The organism is Collinsella aerofaciens (genome assembly GCF_025289055.1).
Lineage (GTDB): Bacteria > Actinomycetota > Coriobacteriia > Coriobacteriales > Coriobacteriaceae > Collinsella.
The window spans coordinates 12,303-30,859 of sequence record NZ_JAESIQ010000027.1 but is presented as its reverse complement, the minus strand read 5'-3'; the positions used below and the strand labels follow the sequence as shown (position 1 = coordinate 30,859).

General features: G+C 63.7%; 13 protein-coding genes. 6 read left to right on the top strand and 7 right to left on the bottom strand.

The genetic code is table 11. The features are described from left to right. Positions 1–126: 126 nt before the first annotated feature. From nifJ to JMJ97_RS08405, 6 genes are all read right to left on the bottom strand, one after another. The gene (gene nifJ / locus JMJ97_RS08430) at positions 127–3,666 is read right to left on the bottom strand and encodes a pyruvate:ferredoxin (flavodoxin) oxidoreductase (protein ID WP_260699903.1); all 3,540 of its coding nucleotides are present in this window, start codon (positions 3,664–3,666) and stop codon (positions 127–129) included. 620 nt (positions 3,667–4,286) lie between these two features. Next, entirely contained in the window at positions 4,287–5,225 is a 939-nt protein-coding gene (locus tag JMJ97_RS08425) for an FHA domain-containing protein (RefSeq protein ID WP_260699902.1), read from the bottom strand. Positions 5,226–5,228: 3 nt separating this feature from the next. Beyond that, the gene (locus tag JMJ97_RS08420; protein ID WP_260699900.1) at positions 5,229–7,070 is read right to left on the bottom strand and encodes a serine/threonine protein kinase; all 1,842 of its coding nucleotides are present in this window, start codon (positions 7,068–7,070) and stop codon (positions 5,229–5,231) included. After that, entirely contained in the window at positions 7,067–7,972 is a 906-nt protein-coding gene (locus tag JMJ97_RS08415) for a hypothetical protein (protein ID WP_260699898.1), read from the bottom strand. The genes JMJ97_RS08420 and JMJ97_RS08415 overlap by 4 nt, the downstream gene beginning before the upstream one ends. A gap of 249 nt (positions 7,973–8,221) precedes the next feature. Beyond that, the gene (recR, locus tag JMJ97_RS08410; RefSeq protein ID WP_099432550.1) at positions 8,222–8,818 is read right to left on the bottom strand and encodes a recombination mediator RecR; all 597 of its coding nucleotides are present in this window, start codon (positions 8,816–8,818) and stop codon (positions 8,222–8,224) included. Positions 8,819–8,831: 13 nt separating this feature from the next. Next, positions 8,832–9,152 (bottom strand): YbaB/EbfC family nucleoid-associated protein, encoded by a 321-nt coding sequence (locus tag JMJ97_RS08405; RefSeq protein ID WP_006235174.1) that lies wholly within the window; start codon positions 9,150–9,152, stop codon positions 8,832–8,834. A 341-nt stretch (positions 9,153–9,493) separates the two neighbouring features. On the opposite strand from JMJ97_RS08405, the gene JMJ97_RS08400 reads away from it, so the two are divergent. Further along, a complete protein-coding gene (locus JMJ97_RS08400; protein ID WP_260699897.1) occupies positions 9,494–9,967 on the top strand; it encodes a hypothetical protein in 474 nt (157 codons plus the stop codon). A 21-nt stretch (positions 9,968–9,988) separates the two neighbouring features. Here JMJ97_RS08400 and dnaX read toward each other — a convergent pair whose 3' ends face one another. Then, positions 9,989–12,484 carry a DNA polymerase III subunit gamma/tau gene (dnaX, locus tag JMJ97_RS09560; RefSeq protein ID WP_276550596.1) on the bottom strand — a complete coding sequence of 832 codons (2,496 nt, stop codon included), beginning with the start codon at positions 12,482–12,484 and terminating at the stop codon, positions 9,989–9,991. A gap of 115 nt (positions 12,485–12,599) precedes the next feature. Between dnaX and JMJ97_RS08390 the strand changes: the two genes are divergently transcribed. The 5 genes from JMJ97_RS08390 to JMJ97_RS08370 all read left to right on the top strand — a co-directional run bounded on the left by JMJ97_RS08390 (position 12,600) and on the right by JMJ97_RS08370 (position 18,552). Then, positions 12,600–13,325 carry a hypothetical protein gene (locus tag JMJ97_RS08390; RefSeq protein ID WP_260699896.1) on the top strand — a complete coding sequence of 242 codons (726 nt, stop codon included), beginning with the start codon at positions 12,600–12,602 and terminating at the stop codon, positions 13,323–13,325. Between the two features lie 144 nt (positions 13,326–13,469). Beyond that, entirely contained in the window at positions 13,470–15,323 is a 1,854-nt protein-coding gene (locus JMJ97_RS08385) for a serine/threonine-protein kinase (RefSeq protein WP_260699893.1), read from the top strand. Then, positions 15,320–16,333, top strand: coding sequence for an FhaA domain-containing protein (locus JMJ97_RS08380; protein WP_035136732.1), 1,014 nt, complete (start codon positions 15,320–15,322; stop codon positions 16,331–16,333). Before JMJ97_RS08385 ends, JMJ97_RS08380 begins: the two co-directional genes overlap by 4 nt. A 6-nt stretch (positions 16,334–16,339) precedes the next feature. After that, positions 16,340–16,756 carry an FHA domain-containing protein gene (locus JMJ97_RS08375; RefSeq protein WP_006235180.1) on the top strand — a complete coding sequence of 139 codons (417 nt, stop codon included), beginning with the start codon at positions 16,340–16,342 and terminating at the stop codon, positions 16,754–16,756. Beyond that, positions 16,753–18,552: a Stp1/IreP family PP2C-type Ser/Thr phosphatase gene (locus tag JMJ97_RS08370; RefSeq protein ID WP_260699892.1), complete on the top strand. Its 1,800-nt coding sequence runs from the start codon at positions 16,753–16,755 to the stop codon at positions 18,550–18,552. Before JMJ97_RS08375 ends, JMJ97_RS08370 begins: the two co-directional genes overlap by 4 nt. Positions 18,553–18,557: the final 5 nt, after the last annotated feature.

Below are 18,557 nucleotides of genomic sequence, written 5' to 3'. Positions count from 1 at the left end.
GTCCCTTGCGGCGTAGTTCTTATTTAAGCCGTCCAAGTTTTGGGGTGCAGTTCAGTGCGCAGCGGGGGTTCTTTCATGTCCGAGGACGTCCGCGAAGGTCAGCCCTCAGATCCTGCGGTGGGAGACCTAGGCCTCGTTGTACACCGTCTTGAGCTTCAGCAGGTGAGCGTAGCGGTCCATGGCGGCCTGCTCGTTCTCCTTGAAGAGCTCCTCGGCGCGCTCGGGGAAGGAACGCGTCAGCGAAGCGTAACGGGCCTCGTTCATCAGGAACTCCTGATAACCGCCCGCGGGCTCCTTGGAATCGAGCGAGAACTTCTTGCCGGCAGCAGCCTCGGGGTTGAAGCGGAAGAGGTTCCAGTAACCGCACTCGACAGCCTTCTTCATCTCGGCCTGGCAGTTCTGCATGCCGCCCTTCTTGATGGAGTGCATCTCGCAGGGGCTGTAGCCGATGATGAGGGACGGACCGTCGTAGGCCTCGGCCTCGTGGATGGCCTTGAGGGTCTGAGCCGGGTTGGCGCCCATGGCGACCTGCGCCACGTAAACGTAGCCGTAGCTCATGGCAATCTCGGCCAGGGACTTCTTCTTGGTCACCTTACCGGCAGCGGCGAACTGAGCGACCTGACCCAGGTTCGAGGCCTTGGAGGCCTGACCACCGGTGTTGGAGTAGACCTCGGTGTCGAAGACGAAGACGTTGACATTGTGGCCGGAAGCCAGGACGTGGTCCAGGCCACCGAAGCCGATGTCGTAGGCCCAACCGTCGCCGCCGAAGATCCAGAAGGACTTCTTGGTGAGGTAAGCCTTGTCGGCAAGGATCGCCTTGGAGGCGTCGCAGCCGCACTTCTCGAGCTCGGCAACGTAGGCAGCGGCAGCGGTCTTGGAAGCCTCGACATCGTTGACGGAGTCGAGCCAAGCCTGGCCGGCGGCCTTGAGCTCATCGGACGGACCGTCAGCGGCGATGATCTCCTGCGTAGCAGCGATCAGCTTCTTCTGAACGGCCTCATAGCCAACGGCCATGCCCAGACCGTGCTCGGCATTGTCCTCGAACAGGGAGTTGTTCCATGCCGGACCGTGACCGTCCTTGTCCTTGCAGTAAGGAGCGGTGGCAGCGGGGTTGCCCCAAATGGAGGAGCAGCCGGTGGCGTTGGAAATGAACATACGGTCGCCGGCGACCTGGGTCACCAGACGTGCATAGGCGGTCTCGGCGCAGCCGGCGCAGGAGCCGGAGAACTCCAGGTAGGGCTGCTTAAACTGGCTGCCCTTGACGTTGGCCGCGATGAGCTCCTTCTTCTCGGAGACGTTCTCGACCATGTAGTCCCAAACGGGCTGCTGGTCCATCTCCTGCTCGGTGGGAACCATCTCGAGGGCGCCCTTGGGGCAGACCTTGACGCAGTTGGTGCAGCCCATGCAGTCGAGCGGGGACACAGCCATGGTGAACTTCATGCCCTTGGCCTTGGGGCCCATAGCGTCGAGCGTGCGGGTAGCCTCGGGCGCGGCGGCAGCCTCGTCCTCGGTCATCGCGAACGGACGGATAGTGGCATGCGGGCACACATAGGCGCACTGGTTGCACTGGATGCACTTGGTCTCGTCCCAGTGAGGAACGACCACGGCGACGCCGCGCTTCTCGTATGCGGAGGCGCCCAGCTCAAACTGGCCGTCAGCGCAATCGACAAAGGCGGAAACGGGCAGGCTGTCGCCATCCATGCGATCGATGGGCTCGAGCAGGTTCTTGACCTGCTGGGCGATAGCGGACTTGGTCTCCTCGGAGAGCTCGACGGGAGCGGCATCCTCGGCAGTTGCCCAGTCGGCCGGAACCTCGAACTTGCGGAAGGCGGTAGCGCCGGCATCGATGGCCTTGTGGTTGGCGTCGACGATGGCCTGGCCCTTCTTCATGTAGGACTTGGTGGCCGCGTCCTTCATGTACTGCAGGGCGTCCTCGGCGGGCAGGACCTTGGCCAGCGCGAAGAAGGCGGACTGGAGCACCGTGTTGGTGCGCTTGCCCATGCCGACCTTTGCAGCCAGATCGATAGCGTCGATCAGGTAGACGTTGACGTTGTTGTTCGCGATGTAGCGCTTGGCCACGGCGGGCATGTGCTCGGCGAACTCCTCGTCGCTCCACTGGCAGTTGACCAGGAAGGTGCCGCCCGGCTTGACGTCGCGGACCATCTTGAAGCCCTTGACGATGTAGCTGGGGTTGTGGCAAGCGACAAAGTCGGCCTTGGTCACGTAGTACGGCGAGCGAATCGGGGAATCACCAAAGCGCAGGTGCGAGACGGTGACGCCGCCGGTCTTCTTGGAGTCGTACTGGAAGTAGGCCTGAACGTACTTGTCGGTGTGGTCGCCGATGATCTTGATCGAGTTCTTGTTGGCGCCGACGGTACCGTCGCCACCCAGACCCCAGAACTTGCACTCGATGGTGCCGGGGGCTGCGGTGTTGGGCGCATCCTCGGCCTCGGGCAGGCTCAGGTTGGTCACGTCATCGACAATGCCGATGGTGAACTCGCGCTTGGGCTCGTCCTTCTTAAGCTCCTCGAAGACAGCAAACGCGGACGCGGGAGGCGTGTCCTTGCTGCCCAGGCCGTAACGGCCGCCGACAACCTTGATGCCCGTCTTGCCGGCCTCGTAGAGAGCGGAGACGACGTCCTGGTAGAGCGGCTCGCCGATGGAACCCGGCTCCTTGGTGCGGTCCATGACGGCGATCTTTTTGACGGTCTCGGGGAGAACGTCGACAAAGTGCTTGATGGAGAACGGACGGAACAGGCGAACCTTGACCAGGCCGACCTTCTCGCCGTGAGCGTTGAGGTAGTCGATGACTTCCTCGAGCACGTCGCAGAAGGAGCCCATGCACACGACGACACGATCGGCATCGGGAGCGCCGTAGTAGTTGAACAGGCCGTAATCGGTGCCGAGCTTTTCGTTGATCTTCTTCATGTAGCCCTCGACGACGGCGGGAAGCTCGTCGTAGACCTTGTTGCAGGCCTCGCGGTTCTGGAAGAAGATGTCGCCGTTCTCGTGGCTGCCGCGGGTATGCGGGTGCTCAGGGTTGAGCGCGTGATCGCGGAAAGCCTGGACGGCGTCCATGTCGCACATCTCGGCCAGATCCTTGTAGTCCCACATGGCGACCTTCTGGATCTCGTGGCTGGTGCGGAAGCCATCGAAGAAGTTAAGGAACGGGGTCTTGCCCTCGATGGCGGCAAGGTGAGCCACCGGCGAAAGGTCCATGACCTCCTGGACGTTGCCCTCGGCGAGCATGGCGAAACCGGTCTGACGGCAGGCCATGACGTCGGAGTGATCACCGAAGATGTTCAGGGCGTGGGAAGCGACGCAACGCGCGGAGACGTGGAAGACGCCCGGGAGCTGCTCGCCCGCGATCTTGTACATGTTCGGGATCATCAGGAGCAGGCCCTGAGAAGCCGTGTAGGTGGTGGTCAGAGCACCGGCGCCCAGCGAACCGTGAACGGTACCGGCTGCACCTGCCTCGGACTCCATCTCGACGACCTTGACCGGGGTGCCAAAGATGTTCTTGCGACCCTGGGCCGCCCACTGGTCGACATGGTCGGCCATCGGGCTGGACGGCGTAATGGGATAAATTCCCGCTACCTCGGTGTACGCATACGAAACATATGCGGCCGCCTCATTGCCGTCCATAGACTTAAACTTACGCGCCATATACCCCTCTCCTCTCATATAGGTATACAGGCCCCGGCGATTGCCGGGATGTTGGCGTGATGGGATTTTCGCTGTTGCTTCCAATCATCTGGCAGGCAGACTGAGCAGCAGGCACATGGCGTGGAGAGAAGGCATGCCAAGGCGAGGAGGGCTGCACGCGCTCCACAGGCCCAGCTACCCGTCTTGCACATGACCGAGCGCCGCAAAGGCCGCATGCCGGATGCTCCCGGGCACGCCCCGGCGATGGGAAGCGCCCGCAACGGAAATCCGCATGCGGGCTTATTGTACCCCGCCGCCAAGCCATATTTCGACAAATATAGGTGGGCGGTAAAGGTTTACCTTAGGTGACTGCCAAGGGGCGAGATGGCCCCTCGGACGGAAAAGTCGCAGCCTGCATCGAGAGTGGATAATCTCCCACTTTTTGCCTGTATCTTGACCAAAAGTGGGAGATTATCCACTCTCATGGGTTGTGCGTCCGAAAATCCTCTCTCGTGCGTCCGGAAATCCACTCTCGTTTCTCTATCGCCGACCACACGGCAGTTGCGGTGAAATGGGGACTGTATTTGCCGGTCGCGGCCTTAAACAGTCCCTATTTCACCTCAACTTATTTAGGAGATGAGCTAGAGGGCGCCGAGGAGAATGGCGTAGGTGGTGGATTCGCCGAGCTTGAGCTCGTCACCGGGGTTGAGCTGAGCGGAGCGGCCAGGCTCGACCTGGGTGCAGACGTTCGTCGCGCCGTTTACCACCACGGTTCCGTTGGTGGACGACAGATCCTCGACGTACCAGGTATTTTGGTCATCGCACCACACGTGGGCATGGCGAGCCGAAACGTCATCGCCCACATCGGTGATATCGCCCTCCCCCGTCGCCAGCGCACCGATCTCCACGCCCTGCTCGCTCGGCTGAATCCAGCGCGGGGCACTTACCACGTAACCGTTTTGCACGCGCAGCAGTCCCAACGGATGCGCCGGCGCCGCCTCGTGCTCGCCCGTGACCGTCGAGGTGCTCAGCGAGCGCGGCGTCGATGTGGTGCCGCCACAGGTCGCATGAGCGTAGTCGATGGCATAGGTCACCGAGGATCGAACATCTGCCGAGCAACCGACGGCGACAAACAGCACCAGCACGGCCTCGGCACGTTCGGCGGGCATAAGCTCCGCCGCCTGCGACAGGCGCTCGACCGCATTGCGGTAGAGGCTCGTATCCTGATGGCATTCCTCGAGCGCCCGCACCATGGGCTCGCCAGCGGGCCCGCACACCATGTTGATCACCGCCGTGGCATTCATGGGATTGCGGCGGCGCAGTGCCAGATGCGACATGATGCGCGCGGCCGAGGTGCCGTAATCGGCAAAATAGCGCTCCTGCAGCGTGCCGACCGGAGCGCGCACGATAAAACGCGAGACCCAGGAGCGATCGGCGGCGCGGCTCTGTGGACTACGGCCGTCGGCGAGCGGGCGGCTCGAGAGCACCAGGCCGCACAGTTCGATATGGCTCAGGTGCGCTGCGCGCTTAAAGATGTCAAACATTGCCCCGCACGGGGTGAGCTCAGCTTGAGAAGCCATGGCTTAGCCCTCCTTGGTCGCAGAGATAGTGTCGGATACTTCGGCCGGCCCGCCAAAGGCGCGAACAGCCGCGGCTCCGCCGGCAAGCGGCGTCGCCATGGGAATTTTCGCACGTCGTGCTGACACGACGGGAAGCTCAAAGGCAAACCCCATCGCCAGCAAAAACCACGTGAGCGCATAGGTTGCAATTATGGCGGCCACCAGGCCACCCGCCACGGCATGCTGGGAAAACACGGCGCATGCGAGTGCGGCCAGAGCCGGAACCTCACAGGCGGAAAGGGCCAACACGCCCTGCAGGAACCCCGCGCGGCGATTGCGCGCCAAGGCTCCGACGGCAATGCCCGCCACGCTCGGCAGCGCCAACGCCAGCACGGCGACGATGCTCGGCAGCTTCCCGGACCACACAAGCGGTCCCACGACGAGCGTCACATGGGCGCCCGACGCCAACAGCGCCACTGATACCACAACCGCAGCCCAAAGCACGCCGCACGCCGCCGTCGCACCAACCATCGCCGCACGCCGGGCCGCGTGCCCCGATACCTCCATCGGGCACGGCATGAGCGGCTCGGCGCAAAGCGAGCGGGCGACATTTTGCGCATAGTGGTCGCAAAATGCCGAGAGCGCCGCCTCCACCGCAGCCGGCTCGGGACGATCTTCCTGATGGCAGGACAGGCAGGCCATCACCACATCGAACAGCTGAGCGTCGACAAACGCCAGCGCATCGCGCAGATCCTCGGAATTTGGATCGAGCCCCAGCTGCTGAGCCTGTTCGGCCGCGGCAAGTGCCACATCGGGCTCGCGTCGCAGCAGTTGCGTCAAGTCGCAGCCGGGCGCGTGGGCGCCGACGGGATAATCGGGCAGCGTATCCATCTTGAGACGATAAGGGCTGGCGATATCGCGCGTCTTTTTGCGCGAGCCCGAAGTACCCGACGTGCCCGGCGCTACTTCGTACGGCGCGACACCGGCGATGAGCTCATAGACCGTGCTCGCCGCGGCATACACGTCGATTGCCGGCGACATGCGCAAAACGCGCAGGTCGGCAATATCGTCGGTGAGCATCTCGGGCGGAGCGTAGGCAACCGTCGCGCGACGCAACGTGGCGTAGCGCTCTGTAAAGGACTCCCTGCCGCCGGTTCCCGCCACCGCAGAGGCAGGCTCGAGCGCCAGCGACGAGCCAAAATCGATGAGGCACAAATCGAACGTGCCCTCGGCAAGTTGTTGGTCGAGCGGCAGGCGCGCCGTGCGAACCATAATATTGGCCGGCGAGATGTCGCGATGGACAAAGCCCTCCCCCACCAGGTTCATGCGGCAGAGCAGGTCGAACAGGTCGCGGCCCAGGCGAGCGGCCACGAGCGGCGACAGGCGACCGGCATCGTCCACGGCAAGGCGCGGGCGCAGGCGGGCAAGCGTCTCGCCCTCGACCCATTCCATGACAATCGCGGGCACACCGTCGACCTCGCCCCATCCATACAGGCGGGGAAAGCCTTTAAGGCCCGAAAGGGCGCGATGGCATTCGTATTCCTCGCGAAACGCCGCCTTAAACTTGGCGACCAACGCCTCGTAAGCGACGTCGTCATCGAACTCGTCGCGCGTCGGCAAGATGAGCTGCTTGAGCGCCACGGCCTCGCCCTGGGCATTGACGGCACGCGTCACGCGGCCGATGCCGCCACGGCGCATGGTGGCGTCGTCGGCAAACAGCATCGCAAATCGACGCTGGTAGACGGGCAGCTCGTCCGGACCCAGCGCAATGGCGGGCTCAAACCCTCCAACGCGCGCCAGGCGCAGGCCCACCATAGGGTCGCGGTTTAGCGCGCACGATGCGCTAGAAGCAAGACTATTCGTCATAGGGCGATCGCCGCCACGTTGGTATTGAAGGTGTTGAGCGCGACGTCGTCATCGCCGAAATGCCCCACCCATTTGCACAGATTGGTGTAGCAGCCCCATAGGTTGGCGTATTGCTGATACCACTTTGACTGGGGAGAAAACGTTTGCCGGCCAAACTCGGCACGGATGACAAACATATCGTTGGCCAGGCTATCGCACGGCCCGGTATCGCCTGTTGCGTTATAGGTCGAGACCGCGCTATTTGCCCGAGAGACATAGCCGTCGAGCATATTGCACTTGGTCACGAGCCAGCTGTGTATGCTTTCCTCCTCGGCGGTCGAAAGGCCGCTGGAGCTTGTATTGCCACCGGTGTTGCCGCCCGTCGAGCTGTCGCCCCCAGACCCGCCGGAGGCGGAGCCCGAACCGGAGCCACCGCTCGAGTTCGACGAATCGGAGCTGGAGCCAGACGAACCGGAGCCGCCAGGTTTCCCCGACTGCTGCGTATCCTGACCCTTTTGCTGCTCGGCCTTGTTTACGACGGTCGAAACGCTGTTATCGGAAAGGTGATGGATGATCTTGGTGTTGGTGAGCACGATGGTCTTGCCGTTGGCAAGCGCGATTTCGTTGTCCGACGCCTCGGCGCTGCCCGCGTCGTCGACACCAAACACGACGTGCGTGACTACGCTCGCCCAGGCGTATCCGGTTGTGGTGCCCAAATCGCTTTTGGCCTTGTGCCCCACGCGCAACTCGCGCGCGGTACGCGCTTGCACCATAGGTGGCACAGCCAAACCGTAGGCAGAAACGCCGGCAACGACCAGCGCCAGCGAACAGGACAGCAGCACACACGCCCGAGGCGCCAGGCCCAACCGGCGCCGCATACGCACCGCGGCGCCATGCTTTGTCTGAGTGCCCCCGGGCCGCATGCGATCTCCTCCAACAAAAACACGCCGCTCGAAAGCGGCGCATTCATTCAAACCCATAGTTGAGTGTATCAGCGAACACAAAAGGTTGCGCAACGAACGCGCAAATACGGGACGCGAACAGGGGCATCCACGCGATAAGCGGATGGAAAGTGCATTTGTTGCACAACAAATGCACAAACATGGGGCCAATTATGGCAACCGCGTGCAACGCGCAGGGAAACGCGAGGTCGGTGGACCGATATCTAGATCCTAGATCGCGCGACGGGCCTCGATAGCACGGCCAAGCGTGAGCTCGTCGGCATACTCCAGGTCGCCTCCCACGGGCAGCCCGCTCGCCAGACGCGACACCTCGACGCCCAGTGGCTTGATGGTGCGAGCAAGGTAGCTCGCCGTGGTCTCGCCCTCGATATTGGGGTTAGTGGCGATAATGACCTCGTGGATATCCTCGTGGCCCAAGCGCGCCAGCAACTCGCGGATGTGCAGCTGCTCGGGACCGATCTTGTCCATGGGGCTGATCACGCCGCCCAGCACGTGGTAGAGGCCGTGGTAGCTGCCCGTGCGCTCAATCGCCTGGACATCGCGCGGCTCACCCACCACGCAGATGCGGGTGGTGTCGCGCATCGAGTCTTGGCAAATGGAGCACTCGTCAGCGGTGGCGTAATTAAAGCAGCGGCTGCAAAAATGCACTTCCTGCTTAACCTCCAGAATGGCCTCGGCCAGGCGGCGGGCCTCCTCGGCATCGGCCTCGAGCAGGTAGTAGGCGATGCGCTGGGCCGACTTGGGGCCAATGCCCGGCAGGCGGCCCAACTCATCGAGCAGTTTTTGCAGGCTATGGTTGGCACTCATATATATGCGTGTCTTAGAACGGCATGCCCGGGATGTTGAGGCCGCCGGTGATGGCGCCCATCTGCTTGTTGGCGAGCTCGTTGACGCCGCGGACGGCCTCGTTGACGGCAGCCATGATCATGTCCTGCAGCATATCGACGTCCTCGGGATCGAGCGCATCAGGGTCGATGGTGAGGTTGACGAGCTCCATCTCGCCGTTAACGGTCACCTTGACCATGCCGCCGCCGGCAGAGGCATCGACGGTCTGGGACTTGAGGTTTTCCTGCGCGGCGGCAAGCTGCTCCTGCATCTTGCGGGCCTGCTTCATCATCTGCTGCATGTTCATACCGGCCATGATGGCTCCTTTACGTGCGGCCGCGCGACGAGCTGCAAAGGCAGCCGGGACGCGGCGGGGCTTTCAAACTCAAAAATCGTACCACGGCACGAGGTCAGCGAGCGGGGCGGACACGCTACCTCAGTCGATATACATGCCCTGGAGTGCAAGCCGCGCCCAAAGATTATGCAAAGTTGAATAATTCGCATCTGCATAAATGTCTCAAATTAAATCTAGCAGGGCCGGAACCCGGCATTTTCTGCATCCAGCTAGATAGCAAAATGCTAAACCGCCGCTCGAGGTGGCGCTCATGACGGCATGGTAAAATTTGATTGTCAAAGATCGCAATTTGGAGGTGCCCCATGAATGTCCCCGACGCGCTCCAAAACATCCGCTCAAAACACCCCGTTGCATATGTGGTTCTCTATCTCTTTGTCGGCTGGGCATTGCTGGTTGTCATCACCCATGCCATAGCCTTTGGAGCAGAACTGCTGATAGCCAGCTCGGACCAGCCCGTCGTCAAATGGGAAGCGGCCGATGAGTGCACCGACGGAACCCGAACCATTTACTACAACAGCCCGTCCCTCTACCAAGAGTTCAAGGTCAAGATAAAGGACTCCAAGATTGTCGATGCCGAACTGGGCTCTTTATTTACAATCGGAGCAACCGTCAACGCCGAGCAAGTCGAGTACACGGACAGCCATGCGACATATCGTATCGACCTCAGCATCCTAGGCCGACCGTCACGTGCCTGTCTGCTCGAATGCGATATACGCGGCACCACACTACACATGTCCGAAATACAGATGCGCCCGGACAAAGAGAGCTCTTCGTGAGCAGTATGTCCGCCCGCACGGTTACTCCACCGGTTTGAAGATGGTGGCCTGGCCAAAGACGTTGCGGATGAGGGCTTTGGCCTCATCCTCGGTCTGCGGGATGCTCGGGGCTGCGCCCTGGTGGCCGAAGGGACTGCCGGCGCCGGGGTTGGACTCCCAAGGGGCAGCGGGGGCGTCATCGCTTGCGGGAGCGGACGTCGCAGCTGCGGGAGCCGCGACTGAAGCGGCAGGGCTGGGCGCAGGCACCGCGGCAGGCACGTCGAACGGAGGAAGATCCTCCCCGCTCGCATCGCCGGCGAAGCCGCCGACCATGGCGTCGTCGTAGGGCACCTGCTCGGATTCCCACGACGCAGCCTGCGCAGACGGCTGAGTCTTGGGAGCGGACGCGCGCTCGGGCGCTCGGGGCGCGGGCTCGGTCGGGAGCTTACCCGTAGCGGGGGCGCCGGCGGGGTTGTCGGAGCGCAGCCAGGGGGCCTTGGCCAGGTCGGATGACTCGGGCGCAGGCGCGGCAGCGGGCTTGGGCGCGGGGACCGGAGCAGCCGGTTTGGGCGCAGCGGGTTCAGGCGCCGACGGGGTCGGTGCCGCTACCGGCGCTGCCTTTGGTTGCGTCGCGCTGGCGTTCGAGGATGCAAGGGCCGCCGAGGACACGGGTTGCGGGTCCGCAGATGCCGCAGCCCGTGCAGATGGAGAATGCTCCTCATGTTGAGGAGCCGGCGTGCCACCCCCATCCAAGACATAGTCGACGGTGCGACGACCGAAAACCGCACTGACTGTCGGCAAAAACACCGCCTGTGTATCAGCACGCCCGAGCATCTTGATAGCAAATGCCGTAGGGAACGAGACCGTGAGCTTAGAACCATCGTCTGCCGTAGCGCGAGCGTTCAACAGGAGAGCCGCATAAGAAGGTTGTTGGGCCTTGACGCGCTCGACGACCTCGGCCCATTTGCGCTGGAGCTCGCCGGCATCCTCAACCGCGGGGGTCTCGGCGGCGCCGGCGGCAGCAACCTGGGCGGCGTTGTTGAGCTGGGGCTTAGGTGCCGGAGCGGCGGCAGGCGCGGGAGCCGCAACGGGCTGAGACATCGGAGCCGATGCAGGCTGAGATGTCAGCGCGGCAGGCTTGGGGGTCGGCGCGGGCGCAGGCTGGGTCGCCGGAGCGGCAGTGCCTCGGTCCCAGGGCATGCCGCCCTGGCGCGCAGACGCAGCGGCGGGCACGGCAGATGCCACAGGAGCGGCAGCTCGGGCACCCGAGATCAGTGTCGGCTGTTGCATCGCCGCAGGTGCAGCCGCGACAACCGCAGGCGCGGCACCTGCAGCAGCCACGCTCGCCGGCACCGCGGCGTTGGCAACCATGGCCTCCAAGCGTGCCACGCGCTCGGCCAGGGCCTCAATGGTCAGATCGGCCTCGGGACGTGCCAGGCGCGTGCAGGCGATCTCGAGCACCAGGCGCACGTCGCTCGCGCCCCTCATCTCCAGCGCGGCATCGTCAAGCACCGTCAGCACGCGGGCCAGACGGTCGGCCGAATGCTCGCCAAAGGCGGCGGCCTCGGCAGCAAGCGCCTCGGCCTGCTCGGAGCCGCCCTCAAACAGCTCGGCACGGGCACCGGCAACGCAAGCCACATACACGTCGCGCACATGCGCCACCAGGTCGCGCGTCAGCTCAAGCAGGTCATTGCCCTCCTCGACCTGTGCACGAATGAGCCCATAGAGCTCAGCAATATCACGCTCGGCGATGGCGCGGGCAAACTCGCCCAGAATCTGGTCCGAAACCTCGCCCAAAAGCGAGCGGGCATCGTCCGCATGCACGGCGCCGTTGCCAAAAACGCTCAGCTGCTCCAGCGTGGAGAGCGCGTCGCGCATGCCGCCCTTGGCATGGCGCGCCACGATGGCGAGCGCCTCGTCGTCGTAATCGAAGCCCTCCTGCTCGCACACGTAGGACAGGCGATGCTCGATATCCTCGTTGCCGATGCGGTGGAAATCGAAGCGCTGGCAGCGCGAGAGGATGGTCTCCAGAATCTTTTGCGGATCGGTGGTGCACAGCACAAAGATCACGTGTGCCGGCGGCTCCTCGAGCGTCTTGAGCAGCGCGTTGAACGCCGCCGTCGTGAGCATGTGAACCTCGTCGATGATATAGATCTTGTACTTGCCGCGCACCGGGGCAAAGTTGACGGAGTTGATGATCTCCTCGCGCACATTGTCCACGCCCGTGCGGCTTGCGGCATCGAGCTCGTAGACATCGGGGTGGTTGCCCTCGGCGATGAGCTCGCACTCCTCACAGGTGCCGTCGGGCATGCAGCCGCTTGCGCCCTCGGCGCGCGCCGCCTCGGCATTGCGGCACAGCAGCGCCTTGGCAAGGATGCGCGCCATGGTGGTCTTGCCCGTGCCGCGCGGTCCGCAGAACAGGTACGCGTGGGACAGGCGTCCCTCGGTGATGGCGTGCTCGAGCGTCGAGACGATATGCTGCTGGCCCACCACGGAGTCGAAGGTGAGCGGGCGATACTTTCGGTACAACGATTCCATGGGTGCTCCCCCGGGTATACTGAGTCTTGTTGCCGCGACGGCCATGCGGTCGCACGGCATACTTCACTCATAATAACCCGTACGGCGAGCCCGCCGCGATAGGAGTCCAAAGAGCATGGCAGACGCAGAGAGCAACCTCGTTCCCTCCGAAGCAGCCGACCAGGTCGAGGTCGCGCTCGAGGAGCAGGCCGCAGCCGACGACGGCATCCTGTACCTCAACGAGTACCAGTACGAAAACGACCTGGTCACCGACTTCGCCCGTCTGGTCGCCTCGCCCAGGCGTCGCGGCTCGCTGTATGTCGCCGCGGCAATTGCCGCGCTCATCGGCATTGGCATGCTGGTGGCCGGCGGCAACTGGATCAAGTTTGGCGTCGTCCTGCTCGTATTCGGCGCCTTTTTGGCCTGGTGGAGCAAAAACCTGCACCACACCCTCGCCCGCGACTTTATCGATGCCGTCGAGGCCGACGAGTCCATGGGTGGCCGCTATCGCCGCGTCGCCGCCAACGAGAACGGCCTGATGGTTTGGGGCAAGAGCGGCAAATCGCAGTTCTTCCCGTTTGAAAAGCTCGACCACGTGCTCGACGGCGAACGCATCTTTGTAGCCATGTTCGCCGACCAGGGCGTGACGATCCCTAAGGACACCTTTGTCCGCGGCAATGCCGAGCAGTTTGGCACCTTCCTTAAGGCGCGCATCAACAAAAAACTCCGCATCGAGACCAAGAAGAAGAAAATGAAGGCCGAGAAGGCTGCCGCCGAGGCCAAGCGGGGCGACAAGGCCGACAAGCCCCAGGATAACAAGGGCAAGCGGCGCAAGCAGAAGAAGAGCAGGAAGAAGCGCTAAGGCCAAGCCAGACAGGCAGCCTCGCATCCCGCCATCCTCGCCATCCGCCTGAGCGTGCTACACTAGCAGCATCTATGCCACCGCGAACGACTCGGCCCCGCGTCCGCCGCTCGCAAACGAACTTTAAACGCACGAGGGTTGGCCATGCCGCTTTTCTCGCAACATACCGCCCGGTTCTCGCCGGACGTTCCCTTGGAGGGCACTAGCTCTCGCGAGCTGCTCAAGCGGTACCAGCCGCTCGAGACGCTTGCGACCGGCGGTTTTGGCTCCATCGAGATTTGCCGCGACACGCATCTGCGCCGTCGCGTGGCCATTAAGCGCATTCCCCTTATCAACGGCGCCGGCATGCCCGCCAGCGACATCGTGGACGTGCTGCGCGAGGCGCATACCGCCGCCATGCTTCAACATCCCAATATCGTGCAGGTTATCGACTTTACGCACGACACCGCCTATGCCTATCTGGTCATGGAGTATGTCGACGGCATGTCGTTGGCCGAGTTTTTGCATCGCGTGGACGGCCACTCGCTCACCTTTGACGAGGCCGCGGCCATTGCCGACGCGCTGGGTCAGGCACTCACCTTTGCCCATGCAAACGGCGTGCTTCATCTGGACATAAAGCCCGCCAATGTGCTTATCGACCATTCGGGCAATGTAAAGCTCACCGACTTTGGCATGGCGCGGCTGTCGTCTGCCGGCGGCTTTGGTGGATCGCGCGGCGGCACCATCGGCTACATGCCGCCCGAGCAGCTCGACATCGAGACCGGCACGGTCGACGAGCGCGCCGATGTCTTTGCCCTTGCCTGCGTGATCTACGAGGGGCTGTGCGGCAGCGCCCCCTTTATGGCGGCCACGCCCGCCGACTCGCTCGACCACATCATCGGCGGCGCCACCTATCCCAGTGAGCTGATCCCGCACTTTCCCCCAGGGGCCGAGGCGGCGCTCATGAGCGCCCTCTCCCCCATGCCGCAAGACCGCCCCGATAGCATCGAGGCATTCTGCGACCAACTCCTTGCCGGCTTGGGGAGCGTGCGCGAAGGCCGTCGCAGCTTGGAGCAGATGGTAGGCGAGCTTTCGAATGACGAGTGCGCGGCAGATGATATCGAGCCATCGAGCTACGAGGATGACACCGTCGAGGTCGACCCCGCACTTGGCTGGGCGGGCACGCGCTGGAGCCATGCGCGCGACTACACCATGCGCACTATCTCGGCGCTAACGTGCGGCACCTATAGCTTTTTGCTGATGCAGACAGCCGGCGTCGCGGCGCTTCCCGGGCTGGTCGTGGCGGCCGTCGCCATTGGCGCGGCGGCAGGCTTGGCCCCGCAGATTGGCTCGGCCATCTCGGCCGTGGGCTTTTTGGTGCTCATGGCCAACGCCACCATGCAGGCGCAGGGCATCCTGTCGATGCTGCCGGTCGCGGTCATTTTTGCCGCTGCCATGTCCGGTTGGTGGATTGCTTGGGGACGCACCGAGGCGGCTGCGAGCGCGGCGCTCACCTGCGCGCTTGCGCTGGGCTGCCTCACCGGCGACGCCCTCCTTGCCGCCGGAGCCGCCGCGGGCATCGCGGCGTTTTGGCTCGGCCCGGCAAGCGCCGCGGCGGCCACGGGCATGGGGGCACTCTTTGCCCGCCTTGCTGCAGCGGCTCTCTCTGCGGGAGGCGTACTGGGGCTTAGCAATGTCGCCGCAGCGCTGGGAGACGCGCTCCTTCTCGCTGCAATCGTGCTGGTTGCAGCAACAGCCGCGGCAACATCGCTGCTGCTCAATGCTCATGCCAAGCGCGCCGAGCAGGGATCGAACCTTGCCGCCATCGTCGCAATTGCCGTCACCGGCATCGGCTCGGTCGTATCGTTTTGTCTTGCACACCATATGGAAATTGCCAGCCTTGCAGCCGCGGTCGTCGCCAAGGCGGCGGTTGCGGGAACCCTATCCTCTATAATCGTTGGGATATGCCTATATTTGCTCGGATACCAAAGAACCTATACGGAGAGTGATCTTTCGTGAACTTCCTGAACATCTTCGAGGACCACGTGGCCGGCATCTTCGGTGCCACCCGTGCCCCGTTCTCCTTTAAGAAGCTTGCTAAGCAGGCCGCTCGCGACATGGAGGATCAGACTCTGGTGATTAACGGCGTCAACACGGCGCCGGCACTCTATACCATCCTTATCGCCGCCGACGACGATCCCATGCTCGCCCCGTTCTACCCCGAGCTTTCGCGCGAGGTCCGCGAGTTTGTGAAGGCGCAGGCCGAAAAGCGCCGTTATGTCTTTGTCGGCGAGCCCCTCGTGCGCTTTATGATCGATCCGCAGCTGCGCGCCGGCAAGTTCTCGGTCTTTGCCGAGAACGTCGATGCCCCCACGCTCGGCCGCCTGTACGAAGAAGAGCGCGCCTATCAAAACGGCCTGGGCCAGAACAACTCCGCGGCAAGCCGTGCCGCCAGCGCCCCGCGCGCCGGCCAGCAGCAGTTTGCTGCCCCGCAGCAGCAGCGCCCCGCCGCCATGCCCCAGCAGCAGCCGACGCCTCGCGCCGCCGCTCCCGACCCGCTTGCCGTGGCAGACCCCTTCGCGCCTAGCGTCCCCGACCCCGCCGCCGCACCCATCCCGGTGCCTCAGACCGTCTCGCGCGACGCGCTTGCCGGCATGGGCGGAGCCGCCGCGACCGGTGCCGCCGTGGGCCTAGGCGCCGCAGCCGGCATCGCCTCCAACATGGCGAGCACTCGCGCCCCGCAGCGCCCGCTCGCCCAGCTCGTCGACGTCGTGAGCGGCGAGAGCCATAGCATCACCTCCGCACAGGTGACCATCGGTCGCGAGCGCTCAGTTTCCGACATTGCCCTGCGCGACCCCAACGTGTCGCGCCGCCACGCCCAACTCACCTTTACGGGCTCGGATTGGTCGATCGAGGACCTCAATTCCACCAACGGCACGCTCGTCAACAACCGCCGCATTACGCGCTGCCCGCTGCGCAACGGCGATCTGCTGACGTTTGGCCTGAGCACCTTTGAATTTAGGGGATAGTCGCTTATGAACATCGATATCGTCCTTTTTGCAGGCCGCATCGTCCTGGTCGCCCTGCTCTATATCTTCTTGTTCGCCGTCATGAAGACCGGCGTGGGACTTGTGCGTGGACAGCGCCGCGACTCGGCTATCTGGACGATCGATGTGGACAAGGGTCCGCGCGGTATCCGCGGCATTCACGTAGACATGCTCGGCCCCGTCATCGTCGGTCGCTCGCCATCTTCGGACATCTGCATCAACGAACCGTTCGTTTCGGCCTCGCACGCGCGCTTTTCGCTGCAGGGCCCGGCGCTCATCATCGAGGACCTCAACTCACTTAACGGCACGCTCGTCAACGGCCGCCAGCTCGTGGAGCCCGCGACACTGCGCGAGGGCGACGAAGTCCAGATTGGCGACGTGGTCATGAAGGTGAACCGTCGATGATCGACGAGGAGAACAAGTCCGCAACCATGACCGAGGCACCGGCTGCCGCCGCAGCTGCACCGGCCCACGCCGCTCCGGCGGGCTCCGCACCCGTGGAACCCGAGGACACCGTGTTCTCCCTGCCTCTTTCGCATGTAACGCATGATATTTCGGATCTCGCCGATAACGAGGACGAAGATGATGCCGCAGCGGCGCCCATCGGCGCACATGCTGCGGAACAGCCCACAGCGCCCGAAGCAACCCCGGCGCCAGCTCACTTTGCAGAGCCCGTCGCCGCGGCAATCAACGAGAGCGCTGCGGCGTTTGCGGCACCCGAGCCCGCCGCGCCCGCGTTTCCCATAGCCCCGGCATCCGAGGTTGCGCCCGCGTCTACGCCGGCGCCCGAGCCTATAGACGTCAGCCCGCAAGACGACGAGTCGACCGCCCGCGTTTCCGAGGAGCCCGACTCCCCGGACACCGGTGATTCCGAATCAAACGCCGAGACCGGCAACGTCTCTCCCGGTGACACAGCCGAGATCGACGTTGCCGCCGTTGAGGCCAAGCTCAAAGACCCCGGGTCGACCATGAGCTTTGAGCCCCTGACCGAGGAACGCATCGAGACCGACTCGACCTATGATGCCGGCACCACCACGCAACTCATGTGGGGCGCCCGCTCCGACGTTGGCTGTGTGCGCCCGCACAATGAGGATTCCTACCTGGTGCAGTCGCCGCTCTTTTGCGTATGCGACGGCATGGGCGGTCACGCCGCCGGCGAGGTGGCCTCTTCTATCGCCGTCGAGACTATTGCCAAAACGGCCCCGCAGTCCGCCGACGCAGCACGCTTGGCCGCAGCCGTCGAGGCCGCCAACGCCGCCGTAATCGAAGCCGCCTTGAACGGCCTGGGCAAGCCCGGCATGGGCTGCACAGCCACTTGCGCCTATATCGAAAACGACACGCTCGCCATCGCCCACGTGGGCGACTCGCGCGCCTACCTGCTCCACGAGGGCACGCTCATCCGCGTGACCCGCGACCACTCCTATGTGGAAGAACTCGTGGACGCCGGCGAGATCACGGCAGACGAGGCTCGCGTCCACCCCAACCGTTCGGTCATCACCCGCGCACTGGGCTCGGACCCCGCCATGTATGCCGACCACTTCACTCTGCATATCGAGGAAGGCGACCGCCTGATCCTGTGCTCCGACGGCCTCTCGAGCATGATTCCCGATAGCGATATCGAGAACATCGCCACGCAGTCCTCAACCGCGCAAATCTGCGTCGACAACCTAGTGGACGCGGCGCTTGCCGCCGGCGGCCACGACAACGTGACCGTAGTAGTCGTTGACCTGGTTGACGATGGCGTCATGCGCGAGGCGCAACGCGTGCGTCGCCGCAACGTTACTATCGCCGCCATCCTGGCCCTCGTCTTTGTGCTGGCAGCTGGCATCTGGGCCTACACGGGTGTCACCGGCTCATACTACCTGGGTACCTACCAGGGCAATGTCGCCGTCTGGCGCGGCCTGCCCGGCAAGCCGCTCGGACTCAAGCTCCACTGGCTCGAGAGCGAAACCAGCATTAAGCTGTCCGACCTGCCCGAAGACACGCAAAACCGCCTCAAGGCGGGCATTCCGCAAACAAGTGTCGACGATGCGCAGGACACGATATCCAAGTACCGCCACCAGATCGACGAGGAGCAGACCCGCCAGGTGATCGACGCGCAAACGATTCGCGACAACACCAATCAGGGATCGACCTCCGAATCAGATTCCGAGAAAACCGCCGAACAGTCCGCCGAGGCCGAAGCCTCCGATAAGAACTAGAAAGG